The sequence below is a fragment of the Pseudomonas sp. P97.38 genome (genome assembly GCF_001269745.1).
In the GTDB taxonomy this organism is placed as follows: Bacteria; Pseudomonadota; Gammaproteobacteria; order Pseudomonadales; family Pseudomonadaceae; genus Aquipseudomonas; species Aquipseudomonas chlororaphis_E.
Genome location: NZ_LHVJ01000029.1, coordinates 43,997 through 59,325 on the forward strand (window position 1 = coordinate 43,997; position 15,329 = coordinate 59,325).

Genomic DNA, 15,329 nt, shown 5'->3' on the forward strand with positions numbered 1-15,329 from the left:
TTTTTGAGAAATCCCAGGCAGACGCAGCTAGATCAATGGCTTGCATTTTCTGGCACGGCTTTCGCTTTGAAGCTCGGGTCGCTTGACTCCAAATAATAAAAAGGCCGAGCCATGTCATTAAAGCTTGAGCACATCTGTCGCACCGTCGAAGGCCAGACCTGGATCGACGATGCCAACCTGAATTTCGAACCCGGATCCTTCAACGTCCTGCTGGGCCGCACGCTGTCCGGCAAGACCAGCCTCATGCGCTTGATGGCCGGGTTGGACAAGCCCGACAGCGGACGCGTGCTGATGAACAGCGTCGACGTCACGAACAAGCCCGTGCGGCTGCGTAACGTGTCGATGGTCTATCAGCAGTTCATCAATTACCCGACCATGACCGTCTTCGAAAACATCGCCTCGCCGCTGCGCCAGGCGGGTGTGTCCGACGAGGTGATCCAGGACAAGGTGCTGCAAACCGCCAGGATGTTGCGCATCGAGAAGTTCCTCAAGCGCCACCCGCTGGAGCTGTCCGGCGGCCAGCAGCAGCGCACCGCCATGGCCCGGGCCTTGGTCAAGGACGCCGAGCTGATTCTGTTCGACGAGCCGCTGGTGAACCTCGACTACAAGCTGCGCGAGGAACTTCGCCAGGAAATGCGCGAGTTGTTCCAGGCCCGCCACACCATCGCCGTCTACGCCACCACCGAGCCCAACGAGGCCTTGGCCCTGGGCGGTACCACCACGATCCTGCACGAAGGCCGGGTCATTCAGAGCGGCAAATCGTCCTCGGTGTACCACCAGCCGCAAACCGTGCTGGCCGCCGAGCTGTTTTCCGAGCCGCCGATCAACCTCATGCCGGGCCGCATTGCCGGCAATGAGGTGAGTTTCGCCAATTTCGTGCACTTCCCCCTGAACGTCGACCTGCGGCCGGTGGGCGAGGGTGAGTTCCGTTTCGGCGTGCGCCCCAGCCATATTTCCCTGGTGCCGAGCAACGACGACGACCTCGAACTGGCGGTGACCGTGGAGGTGGCCGAGATCAGTGGTTCGGAAACGTTCCTGCATGTGCGCAACGAGCATTTCCTGCTGGTGCTGCACTTGCCCGGCGTCCATGAATACGACGTGGATGCGCCGATCCGCATCTACATCCCTACCCATAAACTGTTTGTCTTCGATGCCCAGGGCAAGTTGGTCCAGGCGCCGGGCCAGCGTATCGCGAGGGTTGCCTGATGGCCGAAATTCGCTTGCAGAACCTCGCCCACAGCTACACCAGCACCCCGGCGAGCCCCGAGGACTACGCCATCCGTGAGATGAACCACATCTGGGAGCAGGGCGGTGCCTATGCCTTGCTCGGGCCTTCGGGCTGTGGCAAATCCACTTTGCTCAACATCATTTCCGGCCTGCTCAGCCCGTCCGAGGGCCAGGTGCTGTTCGACGGCAAGGCCGTCAACGAACTGAGCCCGGAGCGGCGCAACATCGCCCAGGTGTTCCAGTTCCCGGTGGTCTACGACACCATGACGGTGTTCGACAACCTGGCGTTCCCGCTGCGTAACCAGGGGCTGGCCGAGGCGCGGATCCACACCAAGGTGCAGGAAATCGCCGAAGTCCTCGACTTGCAGAACCTGCTGGACAAGAAGGCGCGCAACCTCACCGCCGACGAAAAGCAGAAGGTCTCCATGGGCCGCGGGCTGGTGCGCGACGACGTGTCGGCGATCCTCTTCGACGAACCGCTGACGGTGATCGACCCGCACCTGAAATGGAAACTGCGGCGCAAGCTCAAGCAGATCCATGAGCAGTTCAACATCACCATGGTCTACGTCACCCACGACCAGTTGGAGGCGTCTACCTTCGCCGACAAGATCGCCGTGATGTATGGCGGCCAGATCGTGCAGTTCGGCACGCCCCGTGACTTGTTCGAGCGTCCGAGCCACACCTTCGTCGGCTATTTCATCGGCAGCCCGGGGATGAACCTCATCGAGGTCACGGCGCAACCCGGAGGCGTCGGTTTTGCCTCGACCCACCTGCCTTTGTCGGCCCCCCTGCAACAGCGCGTGGCCGAGGCCCAGGGCAAGCGCCTGAAGGTCGGTATTCGGCCGGAGTTCGTCCATGTCTGGGACGGCCCCTACGACGATGCGATGCGCGCGCAAGTCGTCCACGTCGAAGACCTGGGCACCTACAAGATCCTGACCCTCAACCTCGATGGCGCGCCTTTGAAAGTGCGCCTGGCCGAAGACAAGCCTGTGCCGGAAGGCACCGCGTACATCAGTTTTCCGGCTCAATGGCTGATGGTCTATGCCGATGAATACCTGCTGGAACCGTTGAGCGAGGTGCAGCCATGAACAAGGTGCAGAACAACAAGGCCTGGTGGCTGGTGCTGCCGGTATTCCTGCTGGTGGCGTTCAGTGCCGTGATCCCGATGATGACGGTGGTCAACTACTCGGTACAGGACATCTTCGACCAGTCCAGCCGCTACTTCGTTGGCGCCGACTGGTACAAGCAGGTGCTGCTCGACCCACGCCTGCACGACTCGTTGCTGCGCCAGTTCATCTACTCGGCGTGCGTGCTGCTGATCGAGATCCCGCTGGGCATCGCCATCGCCCTGACCATGCCGACCAAGGGCAAGTGGTCGTCCCTGGTGCTGATCATCCTGGCGATTCCGTTGCTGATTCCGTGGAACGTGGTGGGCACCATCTGGCAGATCTTCGGCCGCGCCGACATCGGCCTGCTGGGTTCGAGCCTCAACGCCCTGGGCATCAACTACAACTATGCGGCCAACACCATGGACGCCTGGGTCACCGTGCTGGTGATGGACGTCTGGCACTGGACGTCTCTGGTGGCCTTGCTCTGCTACTCGGGGCTGCGGGCGATTCCCGACGTGTATTACCAGGCGGCGCGGATCGACCGGGCCTCCAACTGGGCGGTGTTCCGGCACATCCAGTTGCCGAAGATGAAGAGCGTGCTGTTGATCGCGGTGATGCTGCGTTTCATGGACAGTTTCATGATCTACACCGAGCCCTTCGTGCTCACCGGCGGCGGGCCGGGCAACGCCACCACGTTCCTGAGCCAGACCCTGACGCAGATGGCCATCGGCCAATTCGACCTGGGCCCGGCAGCGGCGTTTTCCCTGGTGTACTTCCTGATCATTCTGTTGGTGTCGTGGCTGTTCTATACCGCCATGACGCACTCCGACGCCAACCGTTGAGGCCCGCACGATGAGCAAGAAAAAGCTGGTTCCATTGCTGATCTACATCCTGTTCCTGCTGGTGCCCATCTACTGGCTGCTGAACATGTCGTTCAAGAGCAACACCGAGATCCTCGGCAGCCTGACCCTGTGGCCCCAGGACTTCACTTTCCACAACTACAAGGTGATCGTCACCGACCCGAGCTGGTACACCGGTTACCTCAACTCGCTGTACTACGTGAGCCTGAACACGGTGATTTCCCTGGCCGTGGCGCTGCCGGCGGCCTATGCGTTCTCGCGCTACCGGTTCCTGGGGGACAAGCACCTGTTCTTCTGGCTGCTCACCAACCGCATGGCGCCGCCGGCGGTGTTCCTGCTGCCGTTTTTCCAGCTGTATTCGTCCATCGGGCTGTTCGACACCCACATCGCCGTGGCCCTGGCCCACTGCCTGTTCAACGTGCCGCTGGCGGTGTGGATCCTCGAAGGCTTCATGTCCGGGGTGCCGAAAGAAATTGACGAGACCGCCTACATTGACGGCTACAGTTTCCCCAAGTTCTTCGCCAAGATCTTCATCCCGTTGATCGGCTCCGGCATCGGTGTGACGGCGTTCTTCTGCTTCATGTTTTCCTGGGTCGAATTGTTGCTGGCCCGCACGCTCACCTCGGTCAATGCCAAGCCGATCGCCGCGGTCATGACCCGCACCGTGTCGGCGTCCGGTATCGACTGGGGCGTGCTGGCGGCGGCGGGGGTGTTGACCATCCTGCCGGGCATGCTGGTGATCTGGTTCGTTCGCAACCATGTGGCCAAGGGCTTTGCCCTGGGCCGGGTCTGAGGAGTCGATGATGGAATGGATGAACTGGACCGTCCCGACGGCGGCTTTTTTTGGGGTCATCGCCTTGTTCCTGATCGGCATGACCACTTGGGAGTTGCGTTCGCCGAGCATCCCTCGGCGTGGTTTCCTGCCGATTACCACGACCCGTGGCGATCGGTTGTTTATCGGTCTTCTCGGTAGCGCCTACCTGCATCTGCTGGTCATCGGCGCCACCGACTGGAGCATCTGGACAGCGTTCGCGCTGTCTTGGGTGTGGCTGTTGGCAGTGATGCGGTGGGGCTAGTCGCGCGTATTTGACGATCAGGCTCTCAAATCCAAACAGGAGGTCTCTATGTTCAATAAAAACAATAAGCTGCGACATAGCGTTTCATTGGCAGCCGCACTGGCACTCAGCGGCTTGAGCGCTGTGGCCTGGGCTGACGCCTATGAAGACGCCGCTAAAAAATGGATCGGCAGTGAATTCAAACCGTCAACCTTGACAGCCGAGCAGCAGCTCGAAGAGCTCAAGTGGTTCATCAAGGCCGCCGAGCCGTTTCGTGGCATGAAGATCAACGTGGTGTCGGAAACCCTCACCACCCACGAATACGAGTCCAAGGTACTGGCCAAGGCCTTCACCGAAATCACCGGGATCCAGTTGACCCACGACCTGCTGCAAGAAGGCGACGTGGTGGAAAAGATGCAGACGGTGATGCAGTCGGACAAAAATATCTATGACGGCTGGGTCAACGATTCGGACCTCATTGGTACGCACTTTCGCTACGGCAAGACTGAATCGATCACCGACCTGATGGCCAACGAAGGCAAGAACTTCACTTCGCCGACCCTGGACCTCAAGGACTTCATCGGCACCTCGTTCACCACCGCGCCGGACGGCAAGCTGTATCAACTGCCCGACCAGCAGTTCGCCAACCTCTACTGGTTCCGCGCCGACTGGTTCGAGCGTGCGGACCTGAAGGCCAAGTTCAAGGAGAAGTACGGCTACGAGCTGGGCGTACCGGTCAACTGGTCGGCTTATGAAGACATCGCCAAGTTCTTCAGCGAAGACGTCAAGGAAATCGACGGCAAGCGCGTCTACGGCCACATGGACTACGGCAAGAAAGACCCGTCCCTGGGCTGGCGCTTCACCGATGCCTGGTTCTCCATGGCTGGTGGCGGCGACAAGGGCCTGCCCAACGGCTTGCCGGTGGACGAGTGGGGCATTCGTGTCGAGGACTGCCATCCGGTCGGTTCCAGCGTCACCCGTGGTGGCGATACCAACGGCCCGGCGGCGGTGTTCGCCACCACCAAATACGTCGACTGGCTGAAGAAGTACGCGCCACCGGAAGCGGCGGGCATGACGTTCTCCGAGTCCGGCCCGGTGCCGTCCCAGGGCAACATCGCCCAGCAGATCTTCTGGTACACCGCTTTCACCGCCGACATGACCAAGCCGGGTCTGCCGGTGGTCAACGCCGACGGCACGCCGAAATGGCGCATGGCGCCTTCGCCGCGTGGTCCGTACTGGGAAGAGGGCATGAAGCTGGGCTATCAGGACGTGGGTTCCTGGACGTTCATGAAGTCCACGCCTGAGAAGCAGAAATTGGCGGCCTGGCTGTACGCGCAGTTCGTGACGTCGAAAACGGTGTCGCTGAAGAAGACCATCGTCGGCCTGACGCCGATTCGTGAGTCGGACATCAACTCGCAGGCGATGACCGACCTGGCGCCCAAGCTCGGTGGCCTGGTGGAGTTCTACCGCAGCCCGGCCCGCGTGCAATGGACCCCGACCGGGACCAACGTGCCGGACTATCCGCGCCTCGCGCAACTGTGGTGGAGCCACATCGCCGAAGCGGCCAGCGGCGAGAAGACCCCGCAACAGGCGCTCGACGGCTTGGCCAAGGACCAGGACGCGATCATGACGCGCCTGGAACGCTCCAAGGCCCAGGCCACCTGCGCCCCGAAAATGAACCCGGAGCGCGACGCGCAGTACTGGTTCGATCAACCGGGCGCACCGAAGCCGAAGCTGGCGAACGAGAAGCCTAAAGGTGAGACCGTGAGCTACAGCGAACTGCTGAAGTCGTGGGAAGCGGCCCGCAAGTAAAGCGTCTGACAGTGAAAGACAAACGGCACCGAGAGGTGCCGTTTTTTTTCGTCCAGCCCCCTGGTTGATTGGGGTGGATTCGAGCCTTGCGGCTGGCGCGAGCCTTGTGGGAGCGGGCTTGCCCGCGAAGGGGGCGGTACATCCGACATCTTTGCAAGCTGATCCAGCGCTTTCGCGAGCAAGCCCGCTCCCACAGGGGTTTGGTGGTGTTTGCAGGTGCTTGATTCACTGCACTCATCTGTGGGAGCGGGCTTGCCCGCGAAGGCGCCAGCCCATCCAGCAGCTCAGCAAACAGACCCACCGCCATCGCGAGCAAGCTCGCTCCCACAGGGGGGTGGTGGTGTTTGCAGGTGCTTGATTCGCTGCACTCATCTGTGGGAGCGGGCTTGCTCGCGAAGGCGGCGCCCGTCGACCCATCCTTTGGGCGGATCGGCTCAGCCGGCCTTGGCGGCATTCACCTGGGGCGCTCCGGCCACGGGGGAAGGGCGGGGTTTGAGTAAGGCGTCCAGTGCCTGGCGATACTGCCGGCCGGCCAGGCTCATGCTGTTGTTGTGGGTGGCACCCGGCACCAGCAGCAGGCGCTTGGGCTCCTGGGCGGCCTTGAACAGTTGCTCGCTGAAGCGTGGCGGTACGTAGCGGTCGGCGGCGCCATGGACCACCAGCAGGGGCATGTTGATCTCATGGATCTTGTCGATGGAATCGAATTTCTGCGACAGCAACCAGCGTACCGGCAGCGATGTGTCGGCCATGGCCGTGGCCACATCGCCCAGGGACGTGAAGGTGGATTCGATGACCAACCCCCTGGCCGGTACGACGCTGCCGTCCTTCGCCGCTTTCTGGCCCAGTTCCGCCGCCAGGTCCACCGCGACGGCACCGCCCAGGGAGTGGCCATAGATCAGTCGCAGCGCCGGGTCGGGTTGCAGCGTTTCCAGGCGTGCCCAGGCGATCCGGGCATCTTCGTAGACGCTGGCTTCAGAAGGTAGGTCGCCCCGGCTTTTGCCAAACCCGCGGTAGTCGATCGCCAGCACCGAGAAGCCCAGGTCCCTCAATTGCTGGATGCGGAACAACTGCCCGGTCAGGTTCCAGCGCACACCGTGCAGGTACAGGATCGCCGGCGCGTTCTTGCGCTCGGCCGGCCACCACCAGCCGTGGATATTCTCCCCGGCCTTGAAGTGTTTTGGCTTGAGGTCGAACTCCTGCACGCTGCTCGGCAAACCGCTGAACCAACTGGCCGTGCCGGGCTCGATCCTGAACACCAGCTCGCGCTCCTTGTGCTGCAACACCGCGCAGCCCACCGGCAGCCCGACGACCATCGCCGCCATGCACAGCATCGCCAGCCAGCGCCGACCGGGACGAGGAAGAAAAAAAGAACGCATCGAAGGGTTCACTACTCAAGACAGAAAGATGCCTTTTAACAGATTCGCCCCAAGGATGGCGCGATTTCGGACGGCTGCGGGCTAGCGAGTCTTTGGTCACAACGTATCCTTGAGCTGAACCAATTCGAACGGCCGTTCATTTTTGCCGTAGCCGACCCTCGGTACGCCCGCCAGGCGCTGATGCAGGACCTCGGTCAATGAGTGGTCTGCGGGCAAGTAGATATCGCCGAAGTCCCCATCCAGTTGCGTCGGATGAGCGATCACTTCCAAGACTCCGTAGTCCGGTGCCGCCGCGTGTTGCAGGTCGGCCGGTGTGCAGACATAGTCAGCCGTCGCTGCGCATAAGCGACGCAGGCGGCGATTGAACAAGGTCTTGAAGATGCGCTTGGCTACGTTCAGGTTCGTTCCAATGTTGCGCGCCAGGCGAATGGACACGCCTTGCTGCGTAGCGAAGCGCGCAACCAGTTCTCCGATGGGCCAGATGTTGTGCACGTGCTGATGAGAGTCCAGGTGGCTTGGATGCAAACCGTGATCCAGGCAGCGCTGCCATTGCGCCTTAAGTTCTTGCTCGATTGCCGCGAGGTCCTTGGAGCCCAGGCGCAGGCAGTAGCGCGACAGGTTGAAATTGAACTGGCCGTGCGCATCGCAAAATGCCCGCCGCGATTTTATGGCCTGGCTCAACGGCTGCCCATGGCTGAGATTGAAGTGCAGGCCGATGCGCCCCTTGAGCCGGGGCTGGCGGGACATGACGCACGCCTCTTCGAAGCCCGGCATGTTGGCCATGATGGTCGCCGAACTGATCAGACCTGCTTCGAAAGCTCCAACGATTATCCTGTTTTCGCGGGAGCACAGTCCGAAATCATCAGCATTGACGATCACCTGGTGGGGCATCGGGAATCTCCTTTTCCTTGGGAGGGTAGGGCTGTTGCTTTGGTTTTTTTGGGGGAGTGTTTACGCAGCCAGGGTTTCAGACTTTTCCAGAGGCGCAAGGCAAACCCGAGAATCAGGCCATCGGGTTGCCAGGAATAAAAGCTCCAGCGCCAATGCTCCAGCTGGCCAGTCATGCGTTCGTGCAGTTGATGGCTGGAATTGTCCAGGCTGACCCGTGACGCATCGATCCATCGCCAGTTTTCCTCCAACCCCCAGCGGATCCATTCTTCAAGCAATACCCGGCCACTGCCCAAGTCCGAGTGTTGCGGCAGGAACGCCAGGTTGTAATCGTATAGCCGACCTTGATCCAACAGGCCGAGGCGATAGCTGATGCACTCGCCGTTGAGCTCCAGCATCACCACCCGCACCAGCCCCTGGGCGGCGAGGGCGGTAAAGGCATGGGTCATCCATTGCCGACGCATGGGGTCAGCGAAGATGCCGACGCCTTCCTCGCCTTTCCAACTGGCGGCCTCGACCTCGATCAGTGCCCGCAACACCTGTCCCATGCTGATGGCATTGGGTGTCACTCGACGGATTTGGGCGCCGCAAGCGGCGATCCGCTTGCGCGCACGGCGCAACTTGTAGCGTGGATCGCCGGAGATTTCCTGATGATCGCTGTCGCTGACCAGGTGCACCGGAACCCGGCAACTGAGCCGTCGCTCCCCGGTGGAGCTCAGCGCCATCCAGGCGCTGAGGATGCTTTGCTCTCCGACCGGCTCGATCACTTCATTGAACTGTAGCAATGCGTGAGGTAAACGCTGACGGATCTGCGCCAGCGCCTGGCCCATGTCTTCGGCGTTCAGGCGAACCAGCACCGCAATGCGGTCGGCCAATGGATATCCCAAATGATGCAACACCCGGAACCGCAGCCCGCCGATACGCTCAAGCCCTGATATCAGGGGCAGGCAAAGGCACAAGGCCTGATCCTGCCAGCCTAGCAGCACATGCAGTTCTTGCTCGGGCAACAAGGCGAATTCCGCTGCTTGCAGCCAGGCCAGGGTGTTGAACGGTGTCGCGTCGGTCACCTGGGTTCGCAGTTGTTCATAATCTGTCGCGGGAAAATCCGCTGCGCTCAGAGAGCGACACCATTGGAATCGGATCGCCATGGACGTCAGGCCGCCGCAGTCGATGCAACCGGCTTGGCCGGTTTACGAAAGGCGTCCAATACGGAGCCTGTGTAGTACGTATCCCGGAAAAACCGCCAGCGGCGGAAAAAACAATGCATGTGAGTGATCTGGCCGCGCTCCTGATAGTCCATGCGCAGGTGCAGCTTGGCGGCTGGAACGTTACTCAGTTCGAAGACATCGACCACTTTGTTGCAGCCCTGCTCGGCCATGGCTTTCCACAGCTCCAGCTGGAGATCGACCGATAGCTGGGTCCCCCAGTAAGCACGGTACAGTTCGCCGCCGAATTCAAAGAATTCACCTGGCTTGACCGGGAACCAGCAGCGAAAGAAATGACGATCGAAGTAGTCTCGCGTGCTGCCCCAGATGAAAGCGACGGTGTCGCCCTTGTCGTCCAGGTACATGAGCCCGGTGTGGCCTTCGGCGGCCAGCTCACGCATGGTCTCGACACGGTCGCCAAAGTACCTGCCAAAGGCATCTGCATTGCTGGTGGTAATGTGCTCTCGGCGCAGTGGGCTATAGGGCCTGAGCTTTTGAGCCCGTACCGGGCTGACCAGGTCGCGTTCCATCCACACCAGTTGCTCGTGGAAATACAGGTAGTGCTTGCACAACTGCCTCAGAACGGCGCGCAGACCTTTTATACGAATCTGATCATGCAGTTTTTGTAGAACGTTCATGTTGCCTCCTGTCGCATGGTGGGCTGGGATAACGCCGTGGCTTCCCGTTGACGCGGCAGGTGGCCGCCTTGCTGGCGGCCGGACTGCCACGCCAATCAGGCTGCCGCAATCGTTGCTGCCGGCCCGGCTGGTTTATGAAAGGCGTCCAGTACGGAGTGGCGGTAAAACGTGTCGCGGAACAAACGCCAGCGACCGAACAGGCGATACACATGGGTGATCTTGCCGCGTTCCCGGAAGCCCATGCGCAAGTGCATCTTGATCGCCGGAATGTTTTGCAAATCGCAGACATCGACCATCGTGTGGCAACCTTTGCCGGCCATGACCTTCCACATCTCCAGTTGCATGTCCGCCGACATACAGGAGCCCCAGTAAGCTGGGATCATCTCGCCACCGAACTGAAAGTATTCGCCAGGCTTGATCGCAAAGTTGCACCGATAGTAATGGCGGTCGAAATAATCCTGTGTGCTGGCCCAGGCGAAACCCACGGTGTCGTCCTGTGCATCCAGATACATCAGGCCTGTGTAGCCCTCGGCTGCCAGCTCGCGCATGGTTTGCACACGGTCGCCGAAGTGTCGGGCAAAAGCCTGGGCATTGCTGACCGTGATAAAAGCCAGGCGCATCGGTGGGTAGGGCTTGAGGTTATGCGCAGGAAGCGGGGTCTGTACATCGTGCTCCAGCCACACCAGCCGAGTGTGGAAAAACACATAGTGCTTGAGCAGTTGTTTAAAGACTGCGCGCAGGCCCTTCTTTTGAACGTGACGACGACATTTCTGTAAAACGCTCATGGTGCCTCCTGAGGGATGGCGGGTTGTGGGGAAGCGGGAGCGGTCCAGCCCAGGACAAACAGGGTTTCTCCTGGCAGGAGAAACCGGATCTGCCCGGCCTCGCAACTGAACGGGGCGCTGCGGATATGGCTGTCGGGGCCGAAATACGCCAGTTCTGCTTTAGCCTGGTGGCAGGCAACGCCGTCCAGGCTGACCTGATGGGCTCGGGTGCTTTTGTTCACGCCCAGCAGGCTGCTTTGCTTGCCGGTGGCCATGGCCAGTGCGTCCACCTCGAAGGCGTCGTTGTCCAGGCGCAGCACCTGTCCCAACCAGTGCTGCTGGATGAATTGCTGGGCCAGGCCCACCGGCTTGAGTTCGAAGCGATCGTCGTCCAGGACCCGCACCATGCCCTTGGGGTACTGCGGCTCGTCGGCGGCCTGGAACCAGTTGAGCATGTCGAGCAGGCCATCGGCGGAGGCGTTGATCACCACCGAGGTCCACCACAGGGCGGCGTAGTGGGTTTCCTGGTCGTAGGGGCTCAGGCTGGAACCGCTGGACATGTTGGTCTGGTCCAGCAGCAGCGCCTTGCGTGGCCGGCCCGTGGCGTCCAGGCCCACCAGCCCGGCGGCGCGCCGCACACTGTTGCGATACACCCGTGTCGCCAACAGGTCGCGAATCATCCATTCATGCCAGGCCAGGGCGTCGACCTGGTCGCCGTACTGGGCCAGCAGGCGCCGGGCCCAGTCGATACCGCGTTTGTCGGCGGCGTTTTCGGCCAGCGGACCGTTGGTGAACCGGGAACTGGCCGGGATCGCGATGCGCACCCCCGCGCGGACGTTGGCGGGCAGGGCGCGGACTTCATTGGCCATGCTCTCGAACACCGCCTGGTAGCTGGCGAAGTCGGGGTAGTTGAGGTTCGGCTCATCGGCGAAACCCAAGTAGTGCACGCCTTTGCCGCCCAGGGCGCGGGTGGACTTGAGCCAGGCTTGCAAGCCGCTGTTGGTGGTGCGGTCGGCCACGAGATCGGCCTTGCGTCCGCTGCCGGCGAGCAGGGTAATGTCGCGGCTGATGCCGAAGCGATCCTGGTAGAGGCGCCGGAACCGATCCTCATGGGCGGGGTTGGCCGCGATGACGTCGACGATGCTGTAGTAGGTGGCTGCCTGGGGTTTGAGTGCGTCGATGACCGCATAAGCGGAGGGCGGCGGCATCGCGTAGGGGAGCGCAACCCCCAGCTTGGGCGTGTTCCCCAGCACTTCGGCGTACACCTTCAGGTGTGTTTGTCCTGGGTCTTCGCGAAGCGGTCGCAGTTGCGCCGGCGCCTGGGCGAACAGGTTGGCAGTGCCGTCCAGCCAGAACGCCGCCTTGCCGTTGCCCAGCAAGTGCAGGCGCCAGACCTGCTCGACGTCGGCGACAGGCAGGGCCACTTGGTCGAACTGCCAATAAGCGGGGTACGGCTTGAGGTTCAGTTGCAGTTGTTTGCCGTCGGCCACGCGCCGGGCTTGCAGACCGCGCACGCCACCGTGGAACTTGCCCGCCAGCACGGCACGCTCGCCGGCGGCGACCTTGAAGTACAGTTCGTCGCCGTCATGGGCCTCGGTGCTGAAATGCACCTTGGCCGGGGCGAACAGCGCCTGGGTGCGTGCATCGTGTTCAAGGGTGTAGCGACGGAAACTGTAGCCGGGGATTTCCAGCCGATAGCTGGCGGGGCCGGGCAGCAAGGGCCATTGCTGCTCGCCGTGTTCCTGCTCGGCCTTGATCAGGCGTTCACCCACCAGGCGGCCCTGGCCATTGAGCAGGTAGATGTGCTCGGCATTGGCGTTGGCTTGCCAGGCCGGCACCCAGCGCACGGTCACGGTGTCTGGCCGATCGGTCTGCAAGTACAGGCTGCCGTCGCGAATGCCGGTCCAGGCCATGGTTGCGCCATGGGCGGAGAGCGCCAGCGCCCACAGGCAGGCGCCCAATGCCCAGTGCCGCGTCGTCCTTTTCGCGAGCAAGCTCGCTCCCACGGGGTACGGTGTCGCGCCTGTGGGAGCGAGCTTGCTCGCGAAGGCGCACGGCCAGGCGCCAGGAAACTTCATGCCGATTTCCCCTGTAGCATTTGACGCATCGGCAGTAAATCGCTGGGCAGGATGATCAGTGTCTGCCACGGCGCCACGCCGCTGAGTCGGCAATACATCGCCAGCAGCGCCAGGGTCACGCCCAGGTAGGCGATGGACGATGCGGCGGCGGCACCGACGATACCAAAGCGTGGGATCAGCAACACATTCAGCGCCAGGTTCAGCAGCGCCCCCAAGCCCATCAACAACGAGACGGCACCGGGCCGGTTCTTGCCCAGCAGGTCCAGGCGCAGGATGCTCGCGTAGCACAGCCCGAACAGCCCCGGCAGCAGTGCCAGCAGGGCCGGATACGCCGGCTGGTAGGCGACGCCGAACAAGGTGACGATCAACCATTCGCCGATCAAGGCCATGCTCAGGCAGGCCCCCAGCATCACCGTGGCGGTCAGGCGCAAGGCCAGTGGGGTCAGGCGCTGCATGTCCCGGTCCTGCTGCAACAGGCGCTTCATCAGCGGTGTGGTGACGGCTTCCGGCACGATCAGCAGCAGTTCGGCGGCGGCGCTGGCCATGGCGTAGTGACCCAGGGCGGTGCTGCCCAGCAGGGCGCCGATGAACAGGTAGTCGGAGCGCAGGATCACTTGCTGGAACAGCAGGTCCGGGTGGCTGCGGGCGCCGTAGCGCAGCAGCTCGTTCTGGCCGCTGCGATCCCATTGCAGGGTGACGTCCTGGTCCCGGCGCAGCCAGACCCAACCGGCCAGCACCACCAGGCTCAGGCCGGCCAGCCAACTGATCAACGCCGCTTCCAGGGCCGCGTCTTTCCAGAGCCAGAACAACGCCAGGAACAGCAACAGCGGCGCCACCGATTCCACCAGGCGCAGGGCATTGAAGGCGCCGACGCCGCCGGACGCGTTGTGCAGGGTCAGCAGGCCGCTCTTGAGCACGGTCAACGGCACGGCGAGCAACAGCAGCCAGGCCAGTAACCCCAATTGTGTGGTGACGTCCAGGTCAGTGCCAAACTCGCGCGCCAGCGCCACCACCAGCAAGGTCAGCAGCCCGGCCAGCAGGCAACCGAACACCAGCACCTGGCTGAGCAACAAACCCATCGAACGCTGCTGCGCCGCCTGGTAGCCGACGGCGGAGTTCAGGCCGCCGCTGGTGGCGGCGCTGATCAGGTCCGGCAGGGTGCTGAGCAGGGCGAACAGTCCGCGCTCGCTGGGCCCGAGCACCCGTGCCAGTAGCACATTACGCAGCAGGCGCAGGCCGATCATCGCCAAGCGCGTCCCCATGCTCAACAGCAGATGCTTGAGGTAATGACCACGGCTCATGAGCGTGTTCCTCGGCGAATTCGCCAGGCCAGCAGTTCAGGGTGATGAGCGTTGCGTTGGCTGACGCCGAAGCGCGGCAGGTTCAAGGGGTCGCCGTCGTGGCGGTACAGGCCGGTCTCGGTGCCCAGGGCAAACGGATAACCGTGGGTGGCCACCTGCTGGCGCACGCGGGCATCGTGGTCGCCGTTGGGGTAGCAATACACCGGCAGGGGTTGTGCGCAGCCGTTTTCCAGGGCGATGCGGCTGCGCGACAGTTCTTCGTGCAAGCGCTGGTCGTCCAGCCCGGTGAGGATCGCGTGGCTGGCGCCGTGAGGGCCGAAGCGAATCAGGCCGGAGTCTTCCAGCATGCGCACCTGGGACCAGTCCAGCGCCTGGGGCTGGGCGCCATGGGGACAGGTTTCGGTGAGGTCGCTCAGCACCTGTGGGTCGAGGCTCTTGAGGCTTTGCAGGTAGTGCACGAGCGCCAGGCTGCGGCGGTCGTCGTCGATGTCATCGAGCAGCACCGGCAGTGGCCGGCCGACCTGATGCAAATGTTCGATCAGCGAGTGACGCGCCACCTGGCCATGGCTGCCCCAGAGGGTTTCGCCGAGGGCCTCCCACCAGAAATGTTGACGGCTGCCGATGAAGTCCGTGGACAGGAAAATACTCGCCGGCACCTGGTACTGGCGCAGCAGCGGAAAGGCATTCATGGCGTTGTCGCGCCAGCCGTCGTCGAAGGTCAGGGCCACCCGTGGGCGGTTCGGCACGTGTTCCGGGTCGGCCAGCAGCAGCGTCATCAAGGGCACGCAATCGAAGTGGCGTTGCAGCCAGAGCAGCAGGTGCTCGAAGGCTTCCGGGCCGACGCACAGCTCGTTGCGATGGGGCAGTTCGGCGGCGCGGTCGTTGCTCAGCACCCGGTGCAGCATCAGGATCACCCCGGCACCGCGCAAGGGTCCGCGACCCAGGGCCGTGTTCAGGTACAGCCAACCGCCGGTGCGCTTGAAAACGTGTTTGATCGACATCGGCCATCCTCCTTT

General features: G+C 62.4%; 14 protein-coding genes. 6 read left to right on the forward strand and 8 right to left on the reverse strand.

Features of this window, described 5'->3' with window-relative positions:
• The first annotated feature begins 111 nt into the window (after window positions 1-111).
• Genes AD664_RS24755 through AD664_RS24780 form a run of 6 tightly spaced genes read left to right on the forward strand, consistent with a single transcriptional unit; the run spans window position 112 to window position 6,063 of the window.
• On the forward strand, window positions 112-1,206 hold the full coding sequence (locus tag AD664_RS24755; protein ID WP_053150806.1) for an ABC transporter ATP-binding protein: 1,095 nt from the start codon (window positions 112-114) through the stop codon (window positions 1,204-1,206).
• Window positions 1,206-2,315, forward strand: coding sequence for an ABC transporter ATP-binding protein (locus AD664_RS24760; RefSeq protein ID WP_053150809.1), 1,110 nt, complete (start codon window positions 1,206-1,208; stop codon window positions 2,313-2,315). The genes AD664_RS24755 and AD664_RS24760 overlap by 1 nt, the downstream gene beginning before the upstream one ends.
• Window positions 2,312-3,178: a carbohydrate ABC transporter permease gene (locus AD664_RS24765; protein ID WP_042728292.1), complete on the forward strand. Its 867-nt coding sequence runs from the start codon at window positions 2,312-2,314 to the stop codon at window positions 3,176-3,178. The genes AD664_RS24760 and AD664_RS24765 overlap by 4 nt, the downstream gene beginning before the upstream one ends.
• A gap of 10 nt (window positions 3,179-3,188) precedes the next feature.
• Entirely contained in the window at window positions 3,189-3,989 is an 801-nt protein-coding gene (locus AD664_RS24770) for a carbohydrate ABC transporter permease (RefSeq protein ID WP_053150812.1), read from the forward strand.
• Between the two features lie 10 nt (window positions 3,990-3,999).
• The gene (locus AD664_RS24775; RefSeq protein ID WP_042728294.1) at window positions 4,000-4,272 is read left to right on the forward strand and encodes a DUF2160 domain-containing protein; all 273 of its coding nucleotides are present in this window, start codon (window positions 4,000-4,002) and stop codon (window positions 4,270-4,272) included.
• A gap of 48 nt (window positions 4,273-4,320) precedes the next feature.
• Window positions 4,321-6,063, forward strand: coding sequence for an ABC transporter substrate-binding protein (locus AD664_RS24780; RefSeq protein WP_042728295.1), 1,743 nt, complete (start codon window positions 4,321-4,323; stop codon window positions 6,061-6,063).
• Window positions 6,064-6,497: 434 nt separating this feature from the next.
• On the opposite strand, the gene AD664_RS24785 is transcribed toward AD664_RS24780, so the two are convergent.
• The 8 genes from AD664_RS24785 to AD664_RS24820 form a co-directional block, all read right to left on the reverse strand.
• Window positions 6,498-7,439, reverse strand: a complete 942-nt coding sequence (locus AD664_RS24785; protein WP_053150815.1) for an alpha/beta hydrolase — start codon at window positions 7,437-7,439, stop codon at window positions 6,498-6,500.
• Window positions 7,440-7,535: 96 nt separating this feature from the next.
• Window positions 7,536-8,330, reverse strand: coding sequence for a ChbG/HpnK family deacetylase (locus AD664_RS24790; protein ID WP_053150818.1), 795 nt, complete (start codon window positions 8,328-8,330; stop codon window positions 7,536-7,538).
• Window positions 8,315-9,475 (reverse strand): GNAT family N-acetyltransferase, encoded by a 1,161-nt coding sequence (locus AD664_RS24795; protein WP_053150821.1) that lies wholly within the window; start codon window positions 9,473-9,475, stop codon window positions 8,315-8,317. Before AD664_RS24795 ends, AD664_RS24790 begins: the two co-directional genes overlap by 16 nt.
• A gap of 5 nt (window positions 9,476-9,480) precedes the next feature.
• Complete coding sequence (locus AD664_RS24800; protein ID WP_053150824.1) at window positions 9,481-10,170, reverse strand: hypothetical protein; 690 nt, start codon at window positions 10,168-10,170, stop codon at window positions 9,481-9,483.
• Window positions 10,171-10,265: 95 nt separating this feature from the next.
• Window positions 10,266-10,955 carry a GNAT family N-acetyltransferase gene (locus AD664_RS24805; protein ID WP_053150833.1) on the reverse strand — a complete coding sequence of 230 codons (690 nt, stop codon included), beginning with the start codon at window positions 10,953-10,955 and terminating at the stop codon, window positions 10,266-10,268.
• The gene (locus tag AD664_RS24810) at window positions 10,952-12,847 is read right to left on the reverse strand and encodes a hypothetical protein (protein WP_053150898.1); all 1,896 of its coding nucleotides are present in this window, start codon (window positions 12,845-12,847) and stop codon (window positions 10,952-10,954) included. The genes AD664_RS24805 and AD664_RS24810 overlap by 4 nt, the downstream gene beginning before the upstream one ends.
• 161 nt (window positions 12,848-13,008) lie before the next feature.
• The gene (locus AD664_RS24815) at window positions 13,009-14,313 is read right to left on the reverse strand and encodes a lipopolysaccharide biosynthesis protein (protein WP_053150836.1); all 1,305 of its coding nucleotides are present in this window, start codon (window positions 14,311-14,313) and stop codon (window positions 13,009-13,011) included.
• Window positions 14,310-15,314, reverse strand: coding sequence for a polysaccharide deacetylase family protein (locus AD664_RS24820; protein WP_053150838.1), 1,005 nt, complete (start codon window positions 15,312-15,314; stop codon window positions 14,310-14,312). Before AD664_RS24820 ends, AD664_RS24815 begins: the two co-directional genes overlap by 4 nt.
• Window positions 15,315-15,329: the final 15 nt, after the last annotated feature.

Excerpts from the sequence above, each read along its gene's own strand:
- AD664_RS24760 (WP_053150809.1), top strand. The coding sequence starts at position 1,206 with ATGGCCGAAATTCGCTTGCAGAACCTCGCCCACAGCTACACCAGCACC.
- AD664_RS24800 (WP_053150824.1), bottom strand. The coding sequence starts at position 10,170 with ATGAACGTTCTACAAAAACTGCATGATCAGATTCGTATAAAAGGTCTG.
- AD664_RS24790 (WP_053150818.1), bottom strand. The coding sequence starts at position 8,330 with ATGCCCCACCAGGTGATCGTCAATGCTGATGATTTCGGACTGTGCTCC.
- AD664_RS24810 (WP_053150898.1), bottom strand. The coding sequence starts at position 12,847 with ATGGCCTGGACCGGCATTCGCGACGGCAGCCTGTACTTGCAGACCGAT.
- AD664_RS24785 (WP_053150815.1), bottom strand. The coding sequence starts at position 7,439 with ATGCGTTCTTTTTTTCTTCCTCGTCCCGGTCGGCGCTGGCTGGCGATG.
- AD664_RS24775 (WP_042728294.1), top strand. The coding sequence starts at position 4,000 with ATGGAATGGATGAACTGGACCGTCCCGACGGCGGCTTTTTTTGGGGTC.
- AD664_RS24770 (WP_053150812.1), top strand. The coding sequence starts at position 3,189 with ATGAGCAAGAAAAAGCTGGTTCCATTGCTGATCTACATCCTGTTCCTG.
- AD664_RS24820 (WP_053150838.1), bottom strand. The coding sequence starts at position 15,314 with ATGTCGATCAAACACGTTTTCAAGCGCACCGGCGGTTGGCTGTACCTG.
- AD664_RS24795 (WP_053150821.1), bottom strand. The coding sequence starts at position 9,475 with ATGGCGATCCGATTCCAATGGTGTCGCTCTCTGAGCGCAGCGGATTTT.
- AD664_RS24805 (WP_053150833.1), bottom strand. The coding sequence starts at position 10,955 with ATGAGCGTTTTACAGAAATGTCGTCGTCACGTTCAAAAGAAGGGCCTG.
- AD664_RS24815 (WP_053150836.1), bottom strand. The coding sequence starts at position 14,313 with ATGAGCCGTGGTCATTACCTCAAGCATCTGCTGTTGAGCATGGGGACG.
- AD664_RS24755 (WP_053150806.1), top strand. The coding sequence starts at position 112 with ATGTCATTAAAGCTTGAGCACATCTGTCGCACCGTCGAAGGCCAGACC.
- AD664_RS24780 (WP_042728295.1), top strand. The coding sequence starts at position 4,321 with ATGTTCAATAAAAACAATAAGCTGCGACATAGCGTTTCATTGGCAGCC.
- AD664_RS24765 (WP_042728292.1), top strand. The coding sequence starts at position 2,312 with ATGAACAAGGTGCAGAACAACAAGGCCTGGTGGCTGGTGCTGCCGGTA.